Source organism: Aureimonas populi, assembly GCF_017815515.1.
GTDB lineage: Bacteria > Pseudomonadota > Alphaproteobacteria > Rhizobiales > Rhizobiaceae > Aureimonas > Aureimonas populi.
Genome location: NZ_CP072611.1, coordinates 1,853,790 through 1,869,995 on the forward strand (window position 1 = coordinate 1,853,790; position 16,206 = coordinate 1,869,995).

Below are 16,206 nucleotides of genomic sequence, written 5' to 3' on the forward strand. Positions count from 1 at the left end.
CCGCCGGCTTCCATTCTGTCCCGTTCGACGCTCTCAGAGTTGGCAGACGCGCCTCTCGCCCCGGCTGTTGGCCACATAGGTGTGGGTGGCCGGATCGTAGGTGCGGTAGCGCTGGGCGCAGCGCGCCACCGATTCCCGGCTGACATTGCGCGCGCCCGGCCGGCGATTGTCGCCGCCCGCAATTGCCCCGCCCGCGATGGCGCCGGCGGCCAGCCCGAAGATCGCGGCGATCGCGGCCTGGTTCCCGTCGCGCCGGTCATGGCGGTAATTGTCGCGGTACCAGCGCTGGTAGCGGCGCTGGTCCCAGTTGCGGCCTCCGCCACGCCGGAAGTCGCGGCAGTCGCGGTTGCCCGGGTTGCGTGCGCAATAGCGCTCCACGAAGCGCTGCTGCTCGCGGATGCTCTGGGCCGAGGCCTCGGTGGGCGCCATGGTCACGGAACCGGTCGCCAGCATCGCGACGGCCATCATGCTGCTGAAGAGTTTTCGCATTTCGTTTCCTGTCCTTCTTGCGTTCATCGATGCCGGCGCGGTTCTGAGCCCCGCAGACGAAACGGCTCGATCCGCCGGCCGTTCCTTTGCATCCAGACTGACCCGGCCGAGATGAACCGTAGCTGAAACCCCCGTTCACGAAGCCGAACCACCCCTGTTCGGAACGAAGAGCGAACACTATAAAGTGGCGATGGCGAAGACGACCCTGATCCAGAAGCTCGCGATTCTCTCCGACGCGGCCAAATACGACGCCTCCTGCGCGTCGAGCGGCTCGACCAAGCGCGATTCCATGAAGTCGAAAGGGATCGGCTCGACGGAGGGCTCGGGCATCTGCCACGCCTATGCGCCGGACGGGCGATGCATCTCGCTGCTCAAGATCCTGATGACGAACTTTTGCATCTACGACTGCGTCTACTGCGTGAACCGATCCTCCTCGAACGTGGCGCGCGCACGGTTCTCGGTGGAGGAGGTCGTCGATCTCACCCTCAACTTCTACAAACGCAACTATATCGAGGGCCTGTTCCTCTCCTCCGGCATCATCCGCTCGTCCGACTACACGATGGAGGAGATGGTGCGCATCGCCCGGCTGCTGCGGCTGGAGCACGGCTTTGCCGGCTACATCCATCTGAAGACGATCCCGGACGCCTCTCCGGCCCTGATCGAGGAGGCGGGGCTGTTCGCAGACCGCCTGTCGATCAACATCGAGCTTCCCACCGATGTGGCGCTGGCCGATCTGGCGCCGGAAAAGCACCCCGGCGACATCAAGCGCTCCATGGGCCATCTGCGGCTCAAGATCGAGGAGCACAAGGGCGAGGCGAAGGACCGGGCAAGGCCGAGGCCCTTTGCGCCCGGCGGGCAATCCACGCAGATGATCGTCGGCGCCGACGGGGCCGACGACGACGCCATCCTCACGCGCTCGGAAAACCTCTACGGCAATTATCACCTGCGCCGGGTCTATTATTCCGCCTTCTCGCCCATTCCCGATGCGTCCAGCCGCCTGCCGCTGGCCAAGCCGCCCTTGATGCGCGAGCACCGCCTCTACCAGGCCGACTGGCTGATGCGATTCTACGGCTTCGACCGGCAGGAGATCGTGTCCGGCGGGGCGGGTGGAATGCTGGACCTTTCCATCGACCCCAAGCTGGCCTGGGCGCTGAAGAACCGCGACCGCTTTCCGGTGGACGTCAACCGCGCTGACCGGGAGATGCTGCTGCGCGTGCCGGGGCTGGGCGCCAAATCGGTGGACCGCATCCTTTCCACACGGCGGCACCGCACGCTGCGGCTGGAGGATCTGAGGCGGCTTTGCGCCTCGCTGGAAAAGGTGCGCCCCTTCGTCTCCGCGCTCGGCTGGAGCCCGGGCGGCCTGACCGACCGGGAGCACCTGCGCCCCCTCGTGGCGCCGAAGGCCGAGCAGTTGAGCCTGTTGTGATGTTCGAGGTGCGGCTCGGCGCTCCCGCCGATTTCGAGGGCTGGCGGCAGGCCGCGCGCACCGCGCTGGCGCTGGGCATCGCGCCGCAGGATATGGGGTTCATGGTGGAGGGCGAGGCAGGCGGGCTTTTTGCCGAGCCGCTGCCGCCCATGCCGCCCGATGCGCGCCAGGCTTTCGTGCCCAGGGCCTTTTTCGATCTGGCCGGCCTTCTCCTCTGCCATGCCGATGCGCAGCGCTTTTCCCTCGCCTACCGCCTGCTCTGGCGGCTTCAGGGCGAGAAGAAGCTTTTGGAAATCGCCTCCGACCCGGACGTGGCGCGCGCGGCCGAAATGGCGAAGGCGGTGCGGCGCGACGCGCACAAGATGAAGGCCTTCGTGCGCTTCCGCGAGATCGAGACGCCGCAAGGCCGCCACTACATCGCCTGGTTCGAGCCCTTCCACCACGTGGTGGAACTGACCGCGCCCTTCTTCATGCGCCGCTTCACCGGCATGGTCTGGTCGATCCTGACGCCGAAGCGCTCGGTGCACTGGGACGGGGTGGATCTGGTCTTCGCCCCCGGTGCCTCGATGGCCGACAAGCCGCAGGACGACGACATGGAGGCGCTGTGGCTGACCTATTACGCCTCGATCTTCAATCCGGCGCGGCTGAAGGTGAGGGCCATGCAGGCCGAGATGCCGAAGAAATACTGGCGCAACCTGCCCGAGGCCGTCCTGATCGACCCCTTGATCAAGGGAGCCGAGGCCGCCGCGCGGGCCATGGTCGAAACCGCGCCGACCCTGCCGAGTTATCGCCATGAACGCCAGGTGGAGCGCGGCGCGATGGCAAGGACGGACGAGGCGTTCTCGGGGCGCGACAAGCGGCCGGACGATCTGGACGAGGCCCGCGAGCAGGCGAGGCACTGCAAGGCCTGCCCCCTGTGGGAGCCGGCCACGCAGACCGTGTTCGGGCGCGGGCCGGCCGACGCGCCGGTGATCTTCGTCGGCGAGCAGCCGGGCGACCAGGAGGATCTGGCGGGCGAGCCTTTCGTCGGCCCCGCCGGCAAGGTCTTCGACGCCGCGCTCGCGGCGGCGGGCATCGACCGGCGCCAGGCCTATGTGACCAATGCGGTGAAGCACTTCAAGTTCGAGCCGCGCGGCAAGCGGCGCATCCACGCCAAGCCGAACATGGGCGAGGTGAAGGTCTGCCGATGGTGGCTGGAACTGGAGCGCGAGCTGATCCGCCCCCGGCTGATCGTGGCGCTGGGCGCCACGGCCGCCGCTTCCGTGCTCGGCCATTCCGTCACGATCCGCGACACCCGCTCCAGGCTCATCGATCTCGAGGAGGGCACCAAGCTCCTCGTCACCGTCCATCCCTCCTACATCCTGCGCCTGCCCGACGCGGCCGCCAAAGCCCGCGAACAGGCGGCTTTCGAGAAGGACATGGGGATGGTGAAGGAATACGTGCCGGCCATCGCCCTGGGGGCGTGAGGCCCCCTTCTATCCGACGCGGGCGTGCCTGATTCGGAGTTCCGGCCGCTCGCCGGAGGGAATGAAGCGGAAGACACGTTCGCCGCCTTCGCCGATCGCATCGAAGGCCCCGATGAAATCCCCTTGGCGCTCGGTCAGGGAACTGCCGCCGCCCGAACCGGTCCGCGACGTTCCGCGAACCGAACCGTCCATCAAATTCACCGTGTAGACCGTTAAGCGATCGACGAGGCGCAGGGTTTGCTCACCCGTGCGATAGACGTTCATATGCGCCGTGCCGCCGGTGTCCATGGGAAGGCCGGCGCGCCCGATCTCCTCCCCGCCGCGCAGGACCACCAGCGTCCGGCGGTACTCCGCGAGGAAGATGTGGGCTTGCAGCCGTTCGAGCGCGATGCTGCTCGGTCCGATCTCCACGGTCATGGGGATCCGCTCGGGCGTGCGTTGCGACGTCTCGAATGTCAGGGCGAGGAAAAGTCCGAAGGGAAGCGCGACGAGCACGAACAACAACGCGCCGACGATCCGAACGAACCACTTCATGAGGCCGCCCCGCTTCCCTGCGGCTGCGCCGCCTTCGGACGAACCTTAGGAAGTTGAGGCGGAAAATCAAGTTTCGCCGTGTGTCCGCCGGCCGGCCTACAGGATCATCGCCCGTATGCCGTAGGCGACGGCCGAGAGCGTCAGGAGGCTGGCGGTCCACAGGGCCGCGAACCAGAGGAGGCGTTGCCAGAGCGGCCCGGGGGTCGGGCGGTGCGGGTCAGTGGCCATGCTGGTGGTAGCCTTCGCCTTCGCGCACCTTGCCCCGGAAGACCCAGTAGGAATAGCTCGTATAAGCCAGGATCATGGGGATGAGCACGCTGGCGCCGACCAGCAGGAAGCCGAGCGAACTGTCCGGCGCGGCGGCCTGCCAGATCGTCAGCTCGGGCGGCAGGATGTTGGGGTAGAACGAGATGCCGATGCCCACGAAGGACAGGGCGAAGAGCGAGAGCGCGCTCAGGAACGGGCGCCGGTTGGACTCGTGGTTGGCGAGCGACCTGAACAGCAGGAACGCCGCGCCCGCCACCATGATCGGGATCGGCGCGACGAGCGCGATGCGCGGGAAGGAGAGCCAGCGCCAGTAGAACGCGTCCTGAAGGAAGGGCATCCACGCCGAGACGACGCCGATGAGCCCGAGCGTGCCGGCGCCCGCGATCCACGCATGGCGGGCGGCGAGGCGGTTCAGCGGCCCTTCGGTCTTCATGATCAGCCATGTCGCCCCGAGCAGCGCGTAGCCGATGACGACCGCCACGCCCGTCACCACCGAGAAGGCGGTGAACCAGTCGAACCAGCCGCCCGCATAGGCGCGACCCTCGATCTCGATGCCCTGCACGATGGTGCCGAGCGCCAGCCCTTGCGCGAAGGCGGCCAGGATCGAGCCGGCGAAGAAGGCGATGTCCCAGACGCCGCGCCAGCGCACCGTGCGGAAGCGGAACTCGAAGGCCACGCCCCGGAACACCAGCGCCAGCAGCATGGCGATGATCGGCGCGTAGAGCGCCGGCATGACGACGGCGTAGGCCAGCGGAAAGACGGCGAAGAGCCCGCCGCCGCCGAGCACCAGCCACGTCTCGTTGCCGTCCCAGAAGGGGGCGATGGTGTTCATCGCCGTGTCCCGGTCCTCGTGCCGTGGCAGGAAGGGGAACAGGATGCCGACGCCGAGGTCGAACCCGTCGAGCACGACATAGGCGAGCACCGCGAAGGCGAGGATGAAAGCCCAGATGAGCGGGAGGTCCATGGGGTGCTCTCCTACTCGGCCGGGGCCGGCGAACGGGACGGGTTGTCGCCCGCCTCCATATGCGGACCCTGCGCGAAGCCCGCGGTGCGGATGGGGTCTTCCGGCCGCGGCCCTTCCTCGTCCATCTCCGGCGGCTTCCTCATGCTGCGCAGGATGTAGTAGGTGCCCGCGCCGAAGACGAGGAAGTAGACCGCGATGAAGGCGAGGAGCGAGGTGCCGACCGCGCTCGCCGCGATGGGCGAGGCGCTCTCGGCCGTGCGCATGAGGCCATAGACCGTGTAGGGCTGGCGCCCCACCTCGGTGGTGATCCAGCCGGCCAGCACGGCGACGAAGCCCATCGGCCCCATCAGCACGCTGGCGCGCTGGAGCCATGTCGCTTCCACGAGATCGCCCCGCCAGCGGTGCCAGAGCGACCACGCGCCGATGCCCAGCATCGCCAGCCCGATGCCCACCATGAGGCGGAAGGAGAAGAAGACGATCCAGACATTGGGCCAGTCCTCGCGCGGGAACCGGTCGAGCCCGGCGATCTGCGCGTCGAGCGAATGGCCGAGGATCAGCGATCCCAAGGCCGGCACCTCTACCGCATAGCGCATCTCGCCCGCCTCCATGTCCGGCAGGCCGAACAGCGTCAGCGGCATGGCGCCTTCCGTGTTGGTCGAGAAATGCCCCTCCATGGCCGCGACCTTCATCGGCTGGTGCTCCAGCGTGTTGAGGCCGTGCTGGTCTCCGGCGAAGATCTGGATGGGGGCCACAACGGCGGCCATCCACAGCGCCATGGAGAACATCAGCCTGGCGCCCTGGTTGCCCCGGTCCTTCAGGAGATGCCACGCCCCGACCGCCCCCACCACGAAGGCGGTGGTGAGGTAGGCGGCCAGCACCATGTGGACGAGGCGGTAGGGGAAGGAGGGGTTGAAGACGATGGCCCACCAGTCCTGCGGAATGAACTGGCCGTTGGCGGCGATGGCGTAGCCGGCGGGCGTCTGCATCCAGGAATTGACGGAAAGGATCCAGAAGGCCGAGCCCAGCGTGCCGACCGCCACCATGAGCGTGGCGAAGAAATGCAGGCGCGGCCCCACCCGGTTCAGCCCGAACAGCATGACGCCCAGGAAGCCGGCTTCGAGGAAGAAGGCCGAGAGCACTTCGTAGGCCATCATCGGCCCGAGGATCGGCCCGGTCCGGTCGGAGAAGACCGACCAGTTGGTGCCGAACTGGTAGCTCATCACGATGCCGGAGACGACGCCCATGGCGAAGCTGACGGCGAAGATCTTCAGCCAGTACTGGAAGACGGCGAGGTAGACCTGCCGCCCGGTCCACATCCACAGCCCGTTCAGCACCGCCAGATAGGAGGCGAGGCCGATGGTGAAGGCGGGGAAGACGATGTGGAAGGAGATCGTGAAGGCGAACTGGATGCGCGCCAGAAGCACGGGATCGAAGCCCTCGAACATGGCCGGCGCCTCCAAATCTGGAATGTCGAATTGATCTAGGTCAAATCCGCGTCCTGTCGAAGCGGCCATCCGGTCGCAGGTTCATCGTGTCGCACCGCCCGAAACTGTGGACGGCCGCGTTTGCGGGACTCCATGCGCGGGCCGTTCTGCCGTAGGGTCCGCGTTCCCGACCACCGGAGACTGTCGATGAAGGTTGCCGTCGATCTCGGAACGACCGCCACGGGCGAGCCGGCAGAGATGGACCTCGAGGAGCTTCTGTCCACGCGCCTTCTCGTGCAGGGCAATTCCGGCTCGGGAAAATCCCATCTCCTGCGCCGCCTGCTGGAGCAGAGCGCGGAATGGGTGCAGCAGGCCATCATCGACCCGGAGGGCGACTTCGTCTCCTTCTCCGAGCGATTCGGCCATGTGGTGGTGGACGCGGACCGCACGCCGGCCGAGCTGGCGCGCATCGCCGCGCGCATTCGCCAGCACCGGGCCTCCGTCGTGCTCAACCTGGAGGGGCTGGACGCGGAGGTGCAGATGCAATGCGCCGCCGCCTTCCTCAACGGGCTGTTCGACGCCGACCGGCATGTCTGGTTCCCCATGCTGATCGCGGTGGACGAGGCGCAGATCTTCGCCCCCGCCATCGCGGGCGAGGTGGGCGACGAGGCGCGGCGAATCTCGCTCGGCGCGATGACCAACCTCATGTGCCGTGGCCGAAAGCGCGGGCTGGCCGGCATCATCGCCACGCAGCGCCTGGCGAAGCTGGCCAAGAACGTGGCGGCCGAGGCCTCCAATTTCCTGATGGGCCGCACCTTCCTGGATATCGACATGGCGCGCGCGGCCGACCTTCTGGGGCTTGAGCGCCGGCAAGCCGAGCGCTTCCGCGACCTGGAGCCCGGCCATTTCGTGGCGCTGGGGCCCGCTCTCTCGCGCCGCCCGATCCCCATCCGCATCGGCACGGTGGAGACCGCCGGCCGCTCTGGCCGCCCCGTGCTGATGGCGCTGCCCGAGATGGGCCGTGAGGCGATGGAGAGCCTGATCTTCACCGCCGGGGCCGACGAGCCCGCCGCGCTGCCCGAGCCGCCGCGCCGCGAGAGCGTGGCCACGCGCGAGCTTCTGGAGCGCGTCTCGGCCCCCGCCGTGGCCATGCCGGCCGAGCCGCAGGCGCCCCCCAGCGAGGAGGAGCTGGCCGAGCGCGCGGCCGCGATCGACGCCATCTTCGCCGAGCTGATCGCCGACCCGGAGGCCGCGTTCCGGCCCGTGCCGGTGCTCTACCAGGACTTCCTCGTCCACTGCCGGCTGAAGCGCGTTCCCGCGGGCGAGACCGACATGGCGGTCTTCCGGCGCCGGCTGGCGCTGGCGCGCGCGGGCATCGAGGGCGAGGAAAGCGAGGAATGGCGCACCGTCGTGGAGCGCTCCGAGGCGCTGCCGGAGGACATGCAGGGCGTCTACCTGATGGTGGCGCGCGCGGCGCGTGACGGGCAGCCCTGCCCGGAGGACGGGGCACTCGCCAAGGCCTATGGCAGCCATTCGCCCTCTCGCGGGCGCTTTCTGCTGACCTATATGGCCGAACGCGGCTTCATCGCCGTGGAAACGGACTTTCGCGGCAACCGCGTCGTGACCATCGCGGGCAGCGGCTGGCGCACGCAGGCTTCCGGCGGAAAGTCCTACATTCCGGGCATCACCCCGCGCGCGCAGCGCGCGTGAAAAGCCCGAGCCCAGGAGATCTGCCGATGCAAAAGACGCTCGACGACAATCTGGCCGCGCTGGCGGGGTCGCCCCTGGCCGATACGGCGGCCTGCGTGGGATCGCTCGCCGCCGCCGCGATCGAATTGCACCGGCTGATCCAGAACGGCGGCGCCGAGGGCGGCGCCGAGGCGACCGGCATCGGCAATTCGGGCGGAGATCTGCAAAAGGCGCTGGACGTGGCGGCCGACCGCCTCTTCGTGGAGGCGGCGCGGCGCTCGCCCGTCTCCTTCTACGGCTCGGAGGAGCAGGACGAGGCCGTGCCCATGGCGCCCGCCGGCACGTTGGCGCTGGCCATCGACCCGCTGGACGGCTCCTCCAACATCGAGACCAACGTCTCCATCGGCACCATCTTCTCCATTCTTCCCGCCGGGGGCGAACATGCCGGCGCCGACACGGTGTTTCGCCAGCCGGGCCGCCGGCAGCTCGCGGCCGGCTTCTTCGTCTACGGGCCGCAGCTCCTGCTGGTGCTCAGCTTCGGGCAGGGCACCGCGACCTATGCCTTCCGGCCCGCCACGGGGCGCTTCGAGGTGCTGATCGAGGCGATGGCGATTCCCGAAACGGCGAAGGAGTTCGCCGTCAACGCGTCCAACCAGCGCCATTGGGAAGCCCCGATGCGCCGCTATATCGACGATTGCCTGGCCGGCAAGGACGGCCCGCGCGGGCGCGACTTCAACATGCGCTGGGTGGCCTCGGCGGTCGCCGATGCCTACCGCATCTTCCTGCGCGGCGGCGTCTATCTCTATCCCGGCGATACGCGCAAGGGCTATTCCAGCGGGCGCATCCGCCTCACCTACGAGGCCAACCCCATCGCCTTCCTGGCCGAGAATGCCGGGGGCGCGGCGAGCGACGGCCTCAATCCCATTCTCGACATCGTCCCCGAAGGGCTGCATCAGCGCACGCCCGTCGTGTTCGGCTCGCGCGATGAGGTTCTGGAAGTCGCGCGATATGCCGCCGACCCGGACAATCTCGGCGAGCGTTTCTCCGCCTTCGAACGGCCTCTCGCCCCGCTTTAAGGCGCGGCCGGCGTTTCGGTTCGAGGCACGATGGGCTAGAAGCGGCCCGATTTCATTTTTCCGGAGGACACCATGGTCAGCGAGACCGTCGCCAACCCGCATGAGGAAAGCGTGGACCGCCACGCCCGCGACATGGCCAACGCCATCCGCGCCCTCTCGATCGACGCGGTGCAGAAGGCCAATTCCGGCCATCCCGGAATGCCCATGGGCATGGCGGATGTCGCCACGGTCCTCTTCCGCGACTTCGTCAAGATCGACCCGAAGAACCCGTCCTGGCCGGACCGCGACCGCTTCGTGCTGTCGAACGGCCACGGCTCCATGCTGCTTTACGCGATCCACCATCTCCTCGGCTACGAGGACATGACGATCGAGGAGCTGAAGAACTTCCGCCAGATCGGCTCCAGGACCGCCGGCCACCCCGAATACGGCCATGCGCTGGGCATCGAGACCACCACCGGCCCGCTGGGGCAGGGCCTGGCCAACGCCGTCGGCTTCGCTTTGGCCGAGCGCATGATGAACGCCCGCTTCGGCGACGATCTCGTCGATCACAAGACCTATGCGATCGTCGGCGACGGCTGCCTGATGGAAGGCATCAGCCACGAGGCCATCGACCTGGCCGGGCACCTGAAGCTGAACAAGCTCATCGTCCTCTTCGACGACAACGGCATCTCCATCGACGGCAAGACCTCGCTCGCCACCTCCATGGACCAGGTCGCCCGCTTCAAGGCGGCCGGCTGGAACGCCGAGCATGTCGACGGCCACAAGCCGGATGAGGTGAAGGCGGCGCTGGAACGCGCGCAGACCTCCGACAAGCCGACGCTCATCGCCTGCAAGACGATCATCGGCTACGGCTCGCCCAAGCTCGCGGGGTCCGAGAAGAGCCACGGCGCGCCGCTCGGCGACGAGGAGATCAAGGCGGTTCGCCAGAAGCTCGTCTGGGAATCGGAGGCCTTCGAGCTGCCCGATTCCGTGGTGAAGGCCTGGCGCGAGATCGGCCAGAAGGGCGCGGCGTCGCGCGGCGAATGGGAGAAGCGCCACGACGCGGCGGCCAGGGCCGCCGAGTTCGACGCCTTCGTCTCCGGCGCGCTTCCGGGCGGTTTCGAGAAGGCGATGGCCGACTACCGGGCCAAGCTGGTGGCGGAAAAGCCCAAGCTGGCCACGCGCAAATCCTCCGAGGCGACGCTCGGCCTCGTCAACGAGCTGACGGAGCTGACCCTCGGCGGCTCGGCGGACCTGACCCATTCGGTCTTCACGCAGACGAAGAACCAGTCGCCCGTCTCGGCCGAGAACTATGCGGGCCGCTACATCCATTACGGCATCCGCGAACACGCGATGGCGGCGGTGATGAACGGCCTTGCCCTGCATGGCGGCTTCATCCCCTATGGTGGCACCTTCCTGACCTTCGCGGACTATATGCGCGGGGGAATGCGCCTTTCGGCCTTGATGGGCATCCGCGTCATCTATGTGCTGACGCATGATTCCATCGGGCTGGGCGAGGACGGGCCGACGCACCAGCCCATCGAGCATCTGGCGATGCTGCGCGCCACGCCGAACCTGCTCGTCTTCCGCCCCGCCGACGCGGTGGAGACGGCGGAAGCCTGGGAGATCGCGCTGACCGAGACCGGTCGGCCCTCGGTCCTGTCGCTGTCGCGCCAGAACCTGCCGACCGTTCGCGACGATGCGTCGCAGAACCTCACGCGCAAGGGCGCCTATGTCCTGAAGGATACGGACGGCGCCCGCGACGTGACGATCATGGCGACGGGCTCCGAGATCGAGATCGCGCTGGCAGCGGCCGATACGCTGGCCGGCGAGGGGATCAAGGCCGCGGTCGTCTCCTTCCCGTGCTGGGAGCTGTTCCAGGAGCAGGACGCGGCCTATCGGGCCGAGGTTCTCGGCACGGCGCCGCGCGTGGCCATCGAGGCGGCGTCGGGTTTCGGCTGGGAGCGCTGGCTCGGCGACAAGGGCCGCTTCATCGGCATGAACGGCTTCGGCGCTTCGGGCCCCGCGCCCAAGCTCTACGAGCAGTTCGGCATCACGGCCGGGGCCGCCGCCAAGGCGGCGCGGGAGCTTCTGGGCCGCTGAGCCCTGTTGCACGACAACACGCCGCGCGGGCTTCCCGCGCGGCGTTGCCTTCACGGAGACCGTCATGAGCGCCATCATCGCCCCCTCGATCCTCTCGGCCGATTTCGCGCGGCTGGGCGAGGAGGTCGCGGCCGTGGACGCGGCCGGCGCGGACTGGATCCATCTCGACGTGATGGACGGCCACTTCGTGCCCAACATCACCTTCGGCCCGCCTGTCATCAAGGCGATCCGCGCCGCATCGCAAAAGCTTTTCGACTGTCACTTGATGATCGAGCCGGCGGACCCTTACCTCAAGGCCTTCGCCGAGGCCGGTGCCGACCTCATCACCGTCCACGCCGAGGCCACGCGCCATCTCGACCGCTCGTTGCAGGCGATCCGCGATCTGGGCGTGAAGGCCGGCGTGGCGCTGAACCCGCACACGCCCGAGACGGTCGTCGAATATGTGCTGGACCGCGTGGACCTCGTGCTCCTGATGACGGTCAATCCCGGCTTCGGCGGCCAGGCCTTCATCCCCGCCGTGGTGGAAAAGGTGCGGCGGGTGAAGGCGATGATCGGCACGCGGCCCATCCGCATCGAGATCGACGGGGGCGTCACGCCCGAAACCGCCCCTCTCGTGGTGGAGGCGGGGGCGGACGTGCTCGTTGCTGGCTCGGCCGTCTTCAAGGGCGGTACGCCGCAGGCTTATGCGGCCAATATCGAGGCGATCCGGGCCTCCCTGCGCTGACGCGGGCCCGGACCGTCCATCGGCCACGTTTTTGGATGATGACGGGCCATCGCGGACGCTATATGGCTCTGCCGGGCCGGGCGTCGTCTCTTGCGAGCGCGCCCGAAGGCTTGTTGTGAGGAGGCGCGAGCCTCCCCGAAGGAGAGTTTGATGGAGCAGACCGCTCTCGAAGGAGTTGCGTACGACGTCGTGCCGACATGGGTCTGGCTGTCGACGATCGGCGGCATCGCCGCCATCTTCGTCTTCGACTTCATGACGCATGTGCGACACGCCCACACGCCGACCTTCAAGGAGTCCGCCTTCTGGTCGGTCTTCTACATCACGCTGGCGCTCCTCTTCGGCGTGGGCGTCTGGTATTTCTGGGACCGCACGCACGGCATTGAGTATTTTGCCGGTTTCATCACGGAGAAGAGCCTGTCGGTCGACAATCTCTTCGTCTTCGTCATCATCATGAAGAGCTTCCAGGTGCCGGCGGCCTACCAGCAGAAGGCGCTGCTGATCGGCATCATCATCGCGCTCATCATGCGCGGCATCTTCATCGCGCTGGGCGCGGCGGCCATCGAGCGCTTCTCCTGGGTGTTCTACATTTTCGGCCTCTTCCTGCTCTACACCGCCTGGAAGCTGGTGGTCGAAAGCATGAACCACACCAAGTCGACGGACGAGGAGTACGAGCCGAACGCGCTGGTGAAATACTTCCAGAAGCACCTGCCCACGACCGAGGATTATCGCGGCACGGCGCTGACGGTGGTGGAGAACGGCAAGCGCTACTTCACGCCCATGTTCATCGTCATCCTCGCGCTCGGCATGACGGACCTTCTCTTCGCCCTGGATTCCATTCCCGCGATCTACGGTTTGACGGACGCGCCCTACATCGTCTTCACCGCCAATGCCTTTGCCCTGCTTGGCCTTCTTCAGCTCTACTTCCTCATCGGTGGGCTCCTGGACCGGCTGGTCTATCTGGGCATCGGCCTGTCGCTGATCCTGGCCTTCATCGGCGTCAAGCTCATCATCCATGCGGTGGAAGCGAACACGCTGCCCTTCCTGAATGACGGCCAGCCGATCGAGGTGCCCCCGTATCTCCACATCGAGACCGAGTTCTCGCTGGCGGTGATCATCGGCATCCTGGTCATCACCACGGTGCTCAGCCTTCTCAAGAGCCGCTCGGACGCGCGCAAGGAGCGCCCCGGCGAGTAAGGCTCCCCTTTCGACGACGAAAAGGCCGGGCGGTTCATCGCCCGGCCTTTTTCATGCCGCAACGCGCAAAGCGCATGGTTAGGCAGGAACAAAGCGGCGGCCCGGCGCTTTTTAGAACCGTCCTCCCTCTTTTCGCGAGCGAACGCACGTGAACGTCCAGAGCCCCGTCTCGACCCATGAACATCCCGCCCGGCCCGCCTTGCGCAAGTCGCGCGTCGAGGGCGGCCAGCCATTCCCGCTCGGCGCCACGTGGGATGGGCTCGGCGTCAACTTCGCCATCTTTTCGGCCAACGCCACCAAGGTCGAGCTTTGCGTGTTCGACAACGAGGGCAAGAGCGAGATCGAGCGGATCGAGCTGCCCGAATACACCAACGAGATCTTCCACGGCTATCTGCCGGCCGCGCGCCCGGGCCTCGTCTACGGCTACCGCGTGCATGGGCCCTACGAGCCCGATGCCGGCCATCGCTTCAACGCCAACAAGCTCCTGATCGACCCCTATGCCAAGCAGCACACCGGCGCGCTGGTGTGGGACCATTCGCTCTTCGGCTACACGATCGGCCACGCGGATGGAGACCTCTCCTTCGACGAGCGGGACTCGGCCGCCTTCGTGCCGAAGGCGCGTGTCGTCGATCCCGCCTTCACTTGGGGCGACGAGCGGCGGCCGAACGTGGCGTGGGAGCGCACGATCTTCTACGAGACCCACGTCAAGGGCTTCACCCAGCGCCATCCGAGCGTGACGGACGAGGATCGCGGCACCTTCGCGGGGCTGATGAACCGCGATGTAGTGAAATACATCAAGAGCCTGGGCGTCACCTCGGTCGAGTTCATGCCGATCCACGCCTTCGTGGACGACAGCTACCTCGTCGAGAAGGGCCTCAGGAACTACTGGGGCTACAACTCCATCGGCTTCTTCGCGCCCGATCCGCGCTATCTCGCCAGCCCCTTCGTCAACGAGTTCAAGGAGCTGGTGGCCCGCTTCCACCATTACGGGCTCGAGGTCATCCTCGATGTCGTCTACAACCATACGGCAGAGGGCAACGAGAACGGGCCGACGATCTCCTTCAAGGGCATCGACAACGCGGCCTATTACCGCCTGCTGCCCGACAATCCGCGCTATTACATCAACGACACCGGCACCGGGAACACGGTCAACACCAGCCACCCGCGCGTCATGCAGCTGGTGACGGATTCGCTGCGCTACTGGGCGGGCGAGATGCGGGTGGACGGCTTCCGCTTCGATCTCGCCACCATCCTGGCGCGCGAGCCGCATGGCTTTTCGGAGGAATCCTCCTTCCTCCATGCCTGCATGCAGGACCCGCTGCTCTCCCAGGTCAAGCTCATCGCCGAGCCGTGGGACTGCGGGCCCGGTGGCTATCAGGTCGGCCGCTTCCCGCCGGGCTGGGCCGAGTGGAACGACGGTTATCGCGACACCGTGCGCTCCTTCTGGCGGGGCGACGAGGGCAAGGTGCCGGCGGTGGCCGGAAAGATCTCCGCCTCCGCCGATCTCTTCGACAAGCGGGGCCGAAAGCCATGGTCCTCGGTGAACTTCATCACCGCCCATGACGGTTTCACCCTGCACGACCTCGTCTGCTACAACGACAAGCACAACGAGGCGAACGGCGAGGACAATCGCGACGGCCACTCGCACAACCTCTCCAACAATTACGGGATGGAGGGGCCGAGCGAGGATCCGGATCTGAACGAGATCCGCTTCCGCCAGCTCCGTAATTTCTTCGCCACGCTGCTTTTCTCGCGCGGCACGCCGATGATCCTGGCGGGAGACGAGTTCGCCCGCACCCAGGGCGGCAACAACAACGCCTATGCGCAGGACAACGAGATCGGCTGGATCGACTGGAACGTCACGGCCGAGGGGCGCGATCTCGCCAACTTCGTGCAGAAGCTCATCATGCTGCGGCAGGCGCTGCCCATGCTGCGGCGCGGGCGGTTCCTGCACGGAACCTATGACGAGGAGCTGGGTGTCAAGGATGTCGCCTGGATCACGCCGGCGGGCGTGGAGTTCTCGGACGACAACTGGGCCGATCCCGCGGCCCGCTGCTTCGGCATGCTCCTCGACGGCCGCGCCCCGTCCGAGGGCATCAGGCGCAAGGGCACGGATGCCACGATGCTGATCGTGCTCAACGCGCACCACGACGTCGTCAATTTCACGCTTCCCGAGGCGCCGGGCGGAAGCTGCTGGCGCTGCGTCATCGATACCAACCTGCCGGACAGGGAGGAGTTGGAGCCCTTCCAGTTCCACAGCCAGTACATGACGACCGGCCGCTCCTTCCTCCTTTTCCTGCTGGAGCCGGTAGACGGCGACGAGACGACCGAAGCCGCCCGGCGCGCCTTCGCGCATGTGAGCGAGACCTTCATGCAGGCCGCCATCGACCGGGTGCGCTTCGTGAAGCCCGAGGCGCAGTAGTAGACGGACGACGCAGCCATGCAGGAGTGCATGGCTGCGTCGTCTTTTCATCTCTACTGATTCGCGCGGTGAGCGCGCATATTCCTGTCAAGAGATTAGAGAGAACGACAGGAAGGCCACGACAATGACCGCTCAGCCCACCCGCACCGGTTTTCGCAACAAGGTTCGCGGTATCGCCGTTTTCCTCGGCGGTGTTCGGGAATGCGCGGCCGCTGCCGAAGCCGGCCGTCGCCCCAGCCGCTCGGCCCTGAACGCCGCCGGCATCGATGCGGACGCCTACTACTCCATCAACCGCTAACGCGCCCCGAATTCATCAAAGCTATGCGTCACGGCCGGGGCTCACGCCTCGGCCGTTTCGTGTTCCAGCGTCGAATGGGCTGACGCTGCGCAAGGTGCGCGCAACGTTTGTTAAGAGCAAGGGCGGACCGTCAGCACTCGCGCCTGCATCC

At 67.0% G+C, this 16,206-nt stretch carries 14 protein-coding genes; 9 read left to right on the forward strand and 5 right to left on the reverse strand.

Translation table 11 applies throughout. The features are described from left to right. Positions 1 to 33: 33 nt before the first annotated feature. A complete protein-coding gene (locus J7654_RS08485; protein WP_245195726.1) occupies positions 34 to 489 on the reverse strand; it encodes a BA14K family protein in 456 nt (151 codons plus the stop codon). Between the two features lie 190 nt (positions 490 to 679). Between J7654_RS08485 and J7654_RS08490 the strand changes: the two genes are divergently transcribed. Next, positions 680 to 1,915 (forward strand): putative DNA modification/repair radical SAM protein, encoded by a 1,236-nt coding sequence (locus tag J7654_RS08490; protein ID WP_209739934.1) that lies wholly within the window; start codon positions 680 to 682, stop codon positions 1,913 to 1,915. Continuing rightward, entirely contained in the window at positions 1,915 to 3,381 is a 1,467-nt protein-coding gene (locus J7654_RS08495; RefSeq protein ID WP_209739936.1) for a UdgX family uracil-DNA binding protein, read from the forward strand. The genes J7654_RS08490 and J7654_RS08495 overlap by 1 nt, the downstream gene beginning before the upstream one ends. Positions 3,382 to 3,390: 9 nt before the next feature. On the opposite strand, the gene J7654_RS08500 is transcribed toward J7654_RS08495, so the two are convergent. From J7654_RS08500 to J7654_RS08515, 4 genes are all read right to left on the reverse strand, one after another. Next, entirely contained in the window at positions 3,391 to 3,882 is a 492-nt protein-coding gene (locus tag J7654_RS08500) for a hypothetical protein (RefSeq protein ID WP_209739939.1), read from the reverse strand. Between the two features lie 129 nt (positions 3,883 to 4,011). Then, positions 4,012 to 4,143: a DUF2474 family protein gene (locus J7654_RS08505; protein ID WP_209739941.1), complete on the reverse strand. Its 132-nt coding sequence runs from the start codon at positions 4,141 to 4,143 to the stop codon at positions 4,012 to 4,014. Further along, positions 4,133 to 5,146, reverse strand: coding sequence for a cytochrome d ubiquinol oxidase subunit II (gene cydB / locus J7654_RS08510; RefSeq protein WP_209739944.1), 1,014 nt, complete (start codon positions 5,144 to 5,146; stop codon positions 4,133 to 4,135). The genes J7654_RS08505 and cydB overlap by 11 nt, the downstream gene beginning before the upstream one ends. Before the next feature lie 11 nt (positions 5,147 to 5,157). Beyond that, positions 5,158 to 6,591: a cytochrome ubiquinol oxidase subunit I gene (locus tag J7654_RS08515; RefSeq protein WP_209739947.1), complete on the reverse strand. Its 1,434-nt coding sequence runs from the start codon at positions 6,589 to 6,591 to the stop codon at positions 5,158 to 5,160. Between the two features lie 186 nt (positions 6,592 to 6,777). Here J7654_RS08515 and J7654_RS08520 point away from each other — a divergent pair, with 186 nt between their 5' ends. The 7 genes from J7654_RS08520 (at position 6,778) to J7654_RS08550 (ending at position 16,055) form a co-directional block, all read left to right on the forward strand. Further along, the gene (locus J7654_RS08520) at positions 6,778 to 8,280 is read left to right on the forward strand and encodes a helicase HerA domain-containing protein (protein WP_209739952.1); all 1,503 of its coding nucleotides are present in this window, start codon (positions 6,778 to 6,780) and stop codon (positions 8,278 to 8,280) included. A gap of 26 nt (positions 8,281 to 8,306) precedes the next feature. Further along, complete coding sequence (locus J7654_RS08525; RefSeq protein WP_209739954.1) at positions 8,307 to 9,335, forward strand: class 1 fructose-bisphosphatase; 1,029 nt, start codon at positions 8,307 to 8,309, stop codon at positions 9,333 to 9,335. Between the two features lie 72 nt (positions 9,336 to 9,407). Then, positions 9,408 to 11,417 (forward strand): transketolase, encoded by a 2,010-nt coding sequence (gene tkt / locus J7654_RS08530; RefSeq protein ID WP_209739957.1) that lies wholly within the window; start codon positions 9,408 to 9,410, stop codon positions 11,415 to 11,417. Between the two features lie 64 nt (positions 11,418 to 11,481). Further along, a complete protein-coding gene (gene rpe / locus J7654_RS08535; protein WP_209739961.1) occupies positions 11,482 to 12,141 on the forward strand; it encodes a ribulose-phosphate 3-epimerase in 660 nt (219 codons plus the stop codon). Positions 12,142 to 12,291: 150 nt separating this feature from the next. After that, positions 12,292 to 13,335 carry a TerC/Alx family metal homeostasis membrane protein gene (locus tag J7654_RS08540; RefSeq protein ID WP_209739963.1) on the forward strand — a complete coding sequence of 348 codons (1,044 nt, stop codon included), beginning with the start codon at positions 12,292 to 12,294 and terminating at the stop codon, positions 13,333 to 13,335. Between the two features lie 148 nt (positions 13,336 to 13,483). Beyond that, complete coding sequence (gene glgX, locus J7654_RS08545; protein WP_209739965.1) at positions 13,484 to 15,757, forward strand: glycogen debranching protein GlgX; 2,274 nt, start codon at positions 13,484 to 13,486, stop codon at positions 15,755 to 15,757. A gap of 124 nt (positions 15,758 to 15,881) precedes the next feature. Continuing rightward, positions 15,882 to 16,055 carry a hypothetical protein gene (locus J7654_RS08550; protein ID WP_209739969.1) on the forward strand — a complete coding sequence of 58 codons (174 nt, stop codon included), beginning with the start codon at positions 15,882 to 15,884 and terminating at the stop codon, positions 16,053 to 16,055. Positions 16,056 to 16,206: the final 151 nt, after the last annotated feature.

Excerpts from the sequence above, each read along its gene's own strand:
- rpe (WP_209739961.1), top strand. The coding sequence starts at position 11,482 with ATGAGCGCCATCATCGCCCCCTCGATCCTCTCGGCCGATTTCGCGCGG.
- J7654_RS08485 (WP_245195726.1), bottom strand. The coding sequence starts at position 489 with ATGCGAAAACTCTTCAGCAGCATGATGGCCGTCGCGATGCTGGCGACC.
- J7654_RS08505 (WP_209739941.1), bottom strand. The coding sequence starts at position 4,143 with ATGGCCACTGACCCGCACCGCCCGACCCCCGGGCCGCTCTGGCAACGC.
- J7654_RS08515 (WP_209739947.1), bottom strand. The coding sequence starts at position 6,591 with ATGTTCGAGGGCTTCGATCCCGTGCTTCTGGCGCGCATCCAGTTCGCC.
- J7654_RS08490 (WP_209739934.1), top strand. The coding sequence starts at position 680 with ATGGCGAAGACGACCCTGATCCAGAAGCTCGCGATTCTCTCCGACGCG.
- J7654_RS08520 (WP_209739952.1), top strand. The coding sequence starts at position 6,778 with ATGAAGGTTGCCGTCGATCTCGGAACGACCGCCACGGGCGAGCCGGCA.
- J7654_RS08525 (WP_209739954.1), top strand. The coding sequence starts at position 8,307 with ATGCAAAAGACGCTCGACGACAATCTGGCCGCGCTGGCGGGGTCGCCC.
- J7654_RS08495 (WP_209739936.1), top strand. The coding sequence starts at position 1,915 with ATGTTCGAGGTGCGGCTCGGCGCTCCCGCCGATTTCGAGGGCTGGCGG.
- J7654_RS08540 (WP_209739963.1), top strand. The coding sequence starts at position 12,292 with ATGGAGCAGACCGCTCTCGAAGGAGTTGCGTACGACGTCGTGCCGACA.
- tkt (WP_209739957.1), top strand. The coding sequence starts at position 9,408 with ATGGTCAGCGAGACCGTCGCCAACCCGCATGAGGAAAGCGTGGACCGC.
- J7654_RS08550 (WP_209739969.1), top strand. The coding sequence starts at position 15,882 with ATGACCGCTCAGCCCACCCGCACCGGTTTTCGCAACAAGGTTCGCGGT.
- cydB (WP_209739944.1), bottom strand. The coding sequence starts at position 5,146 with ATGGACCTCCCGCTCATCTGGGCTTTCATCCTCGCCTTCGCGGTGCTC.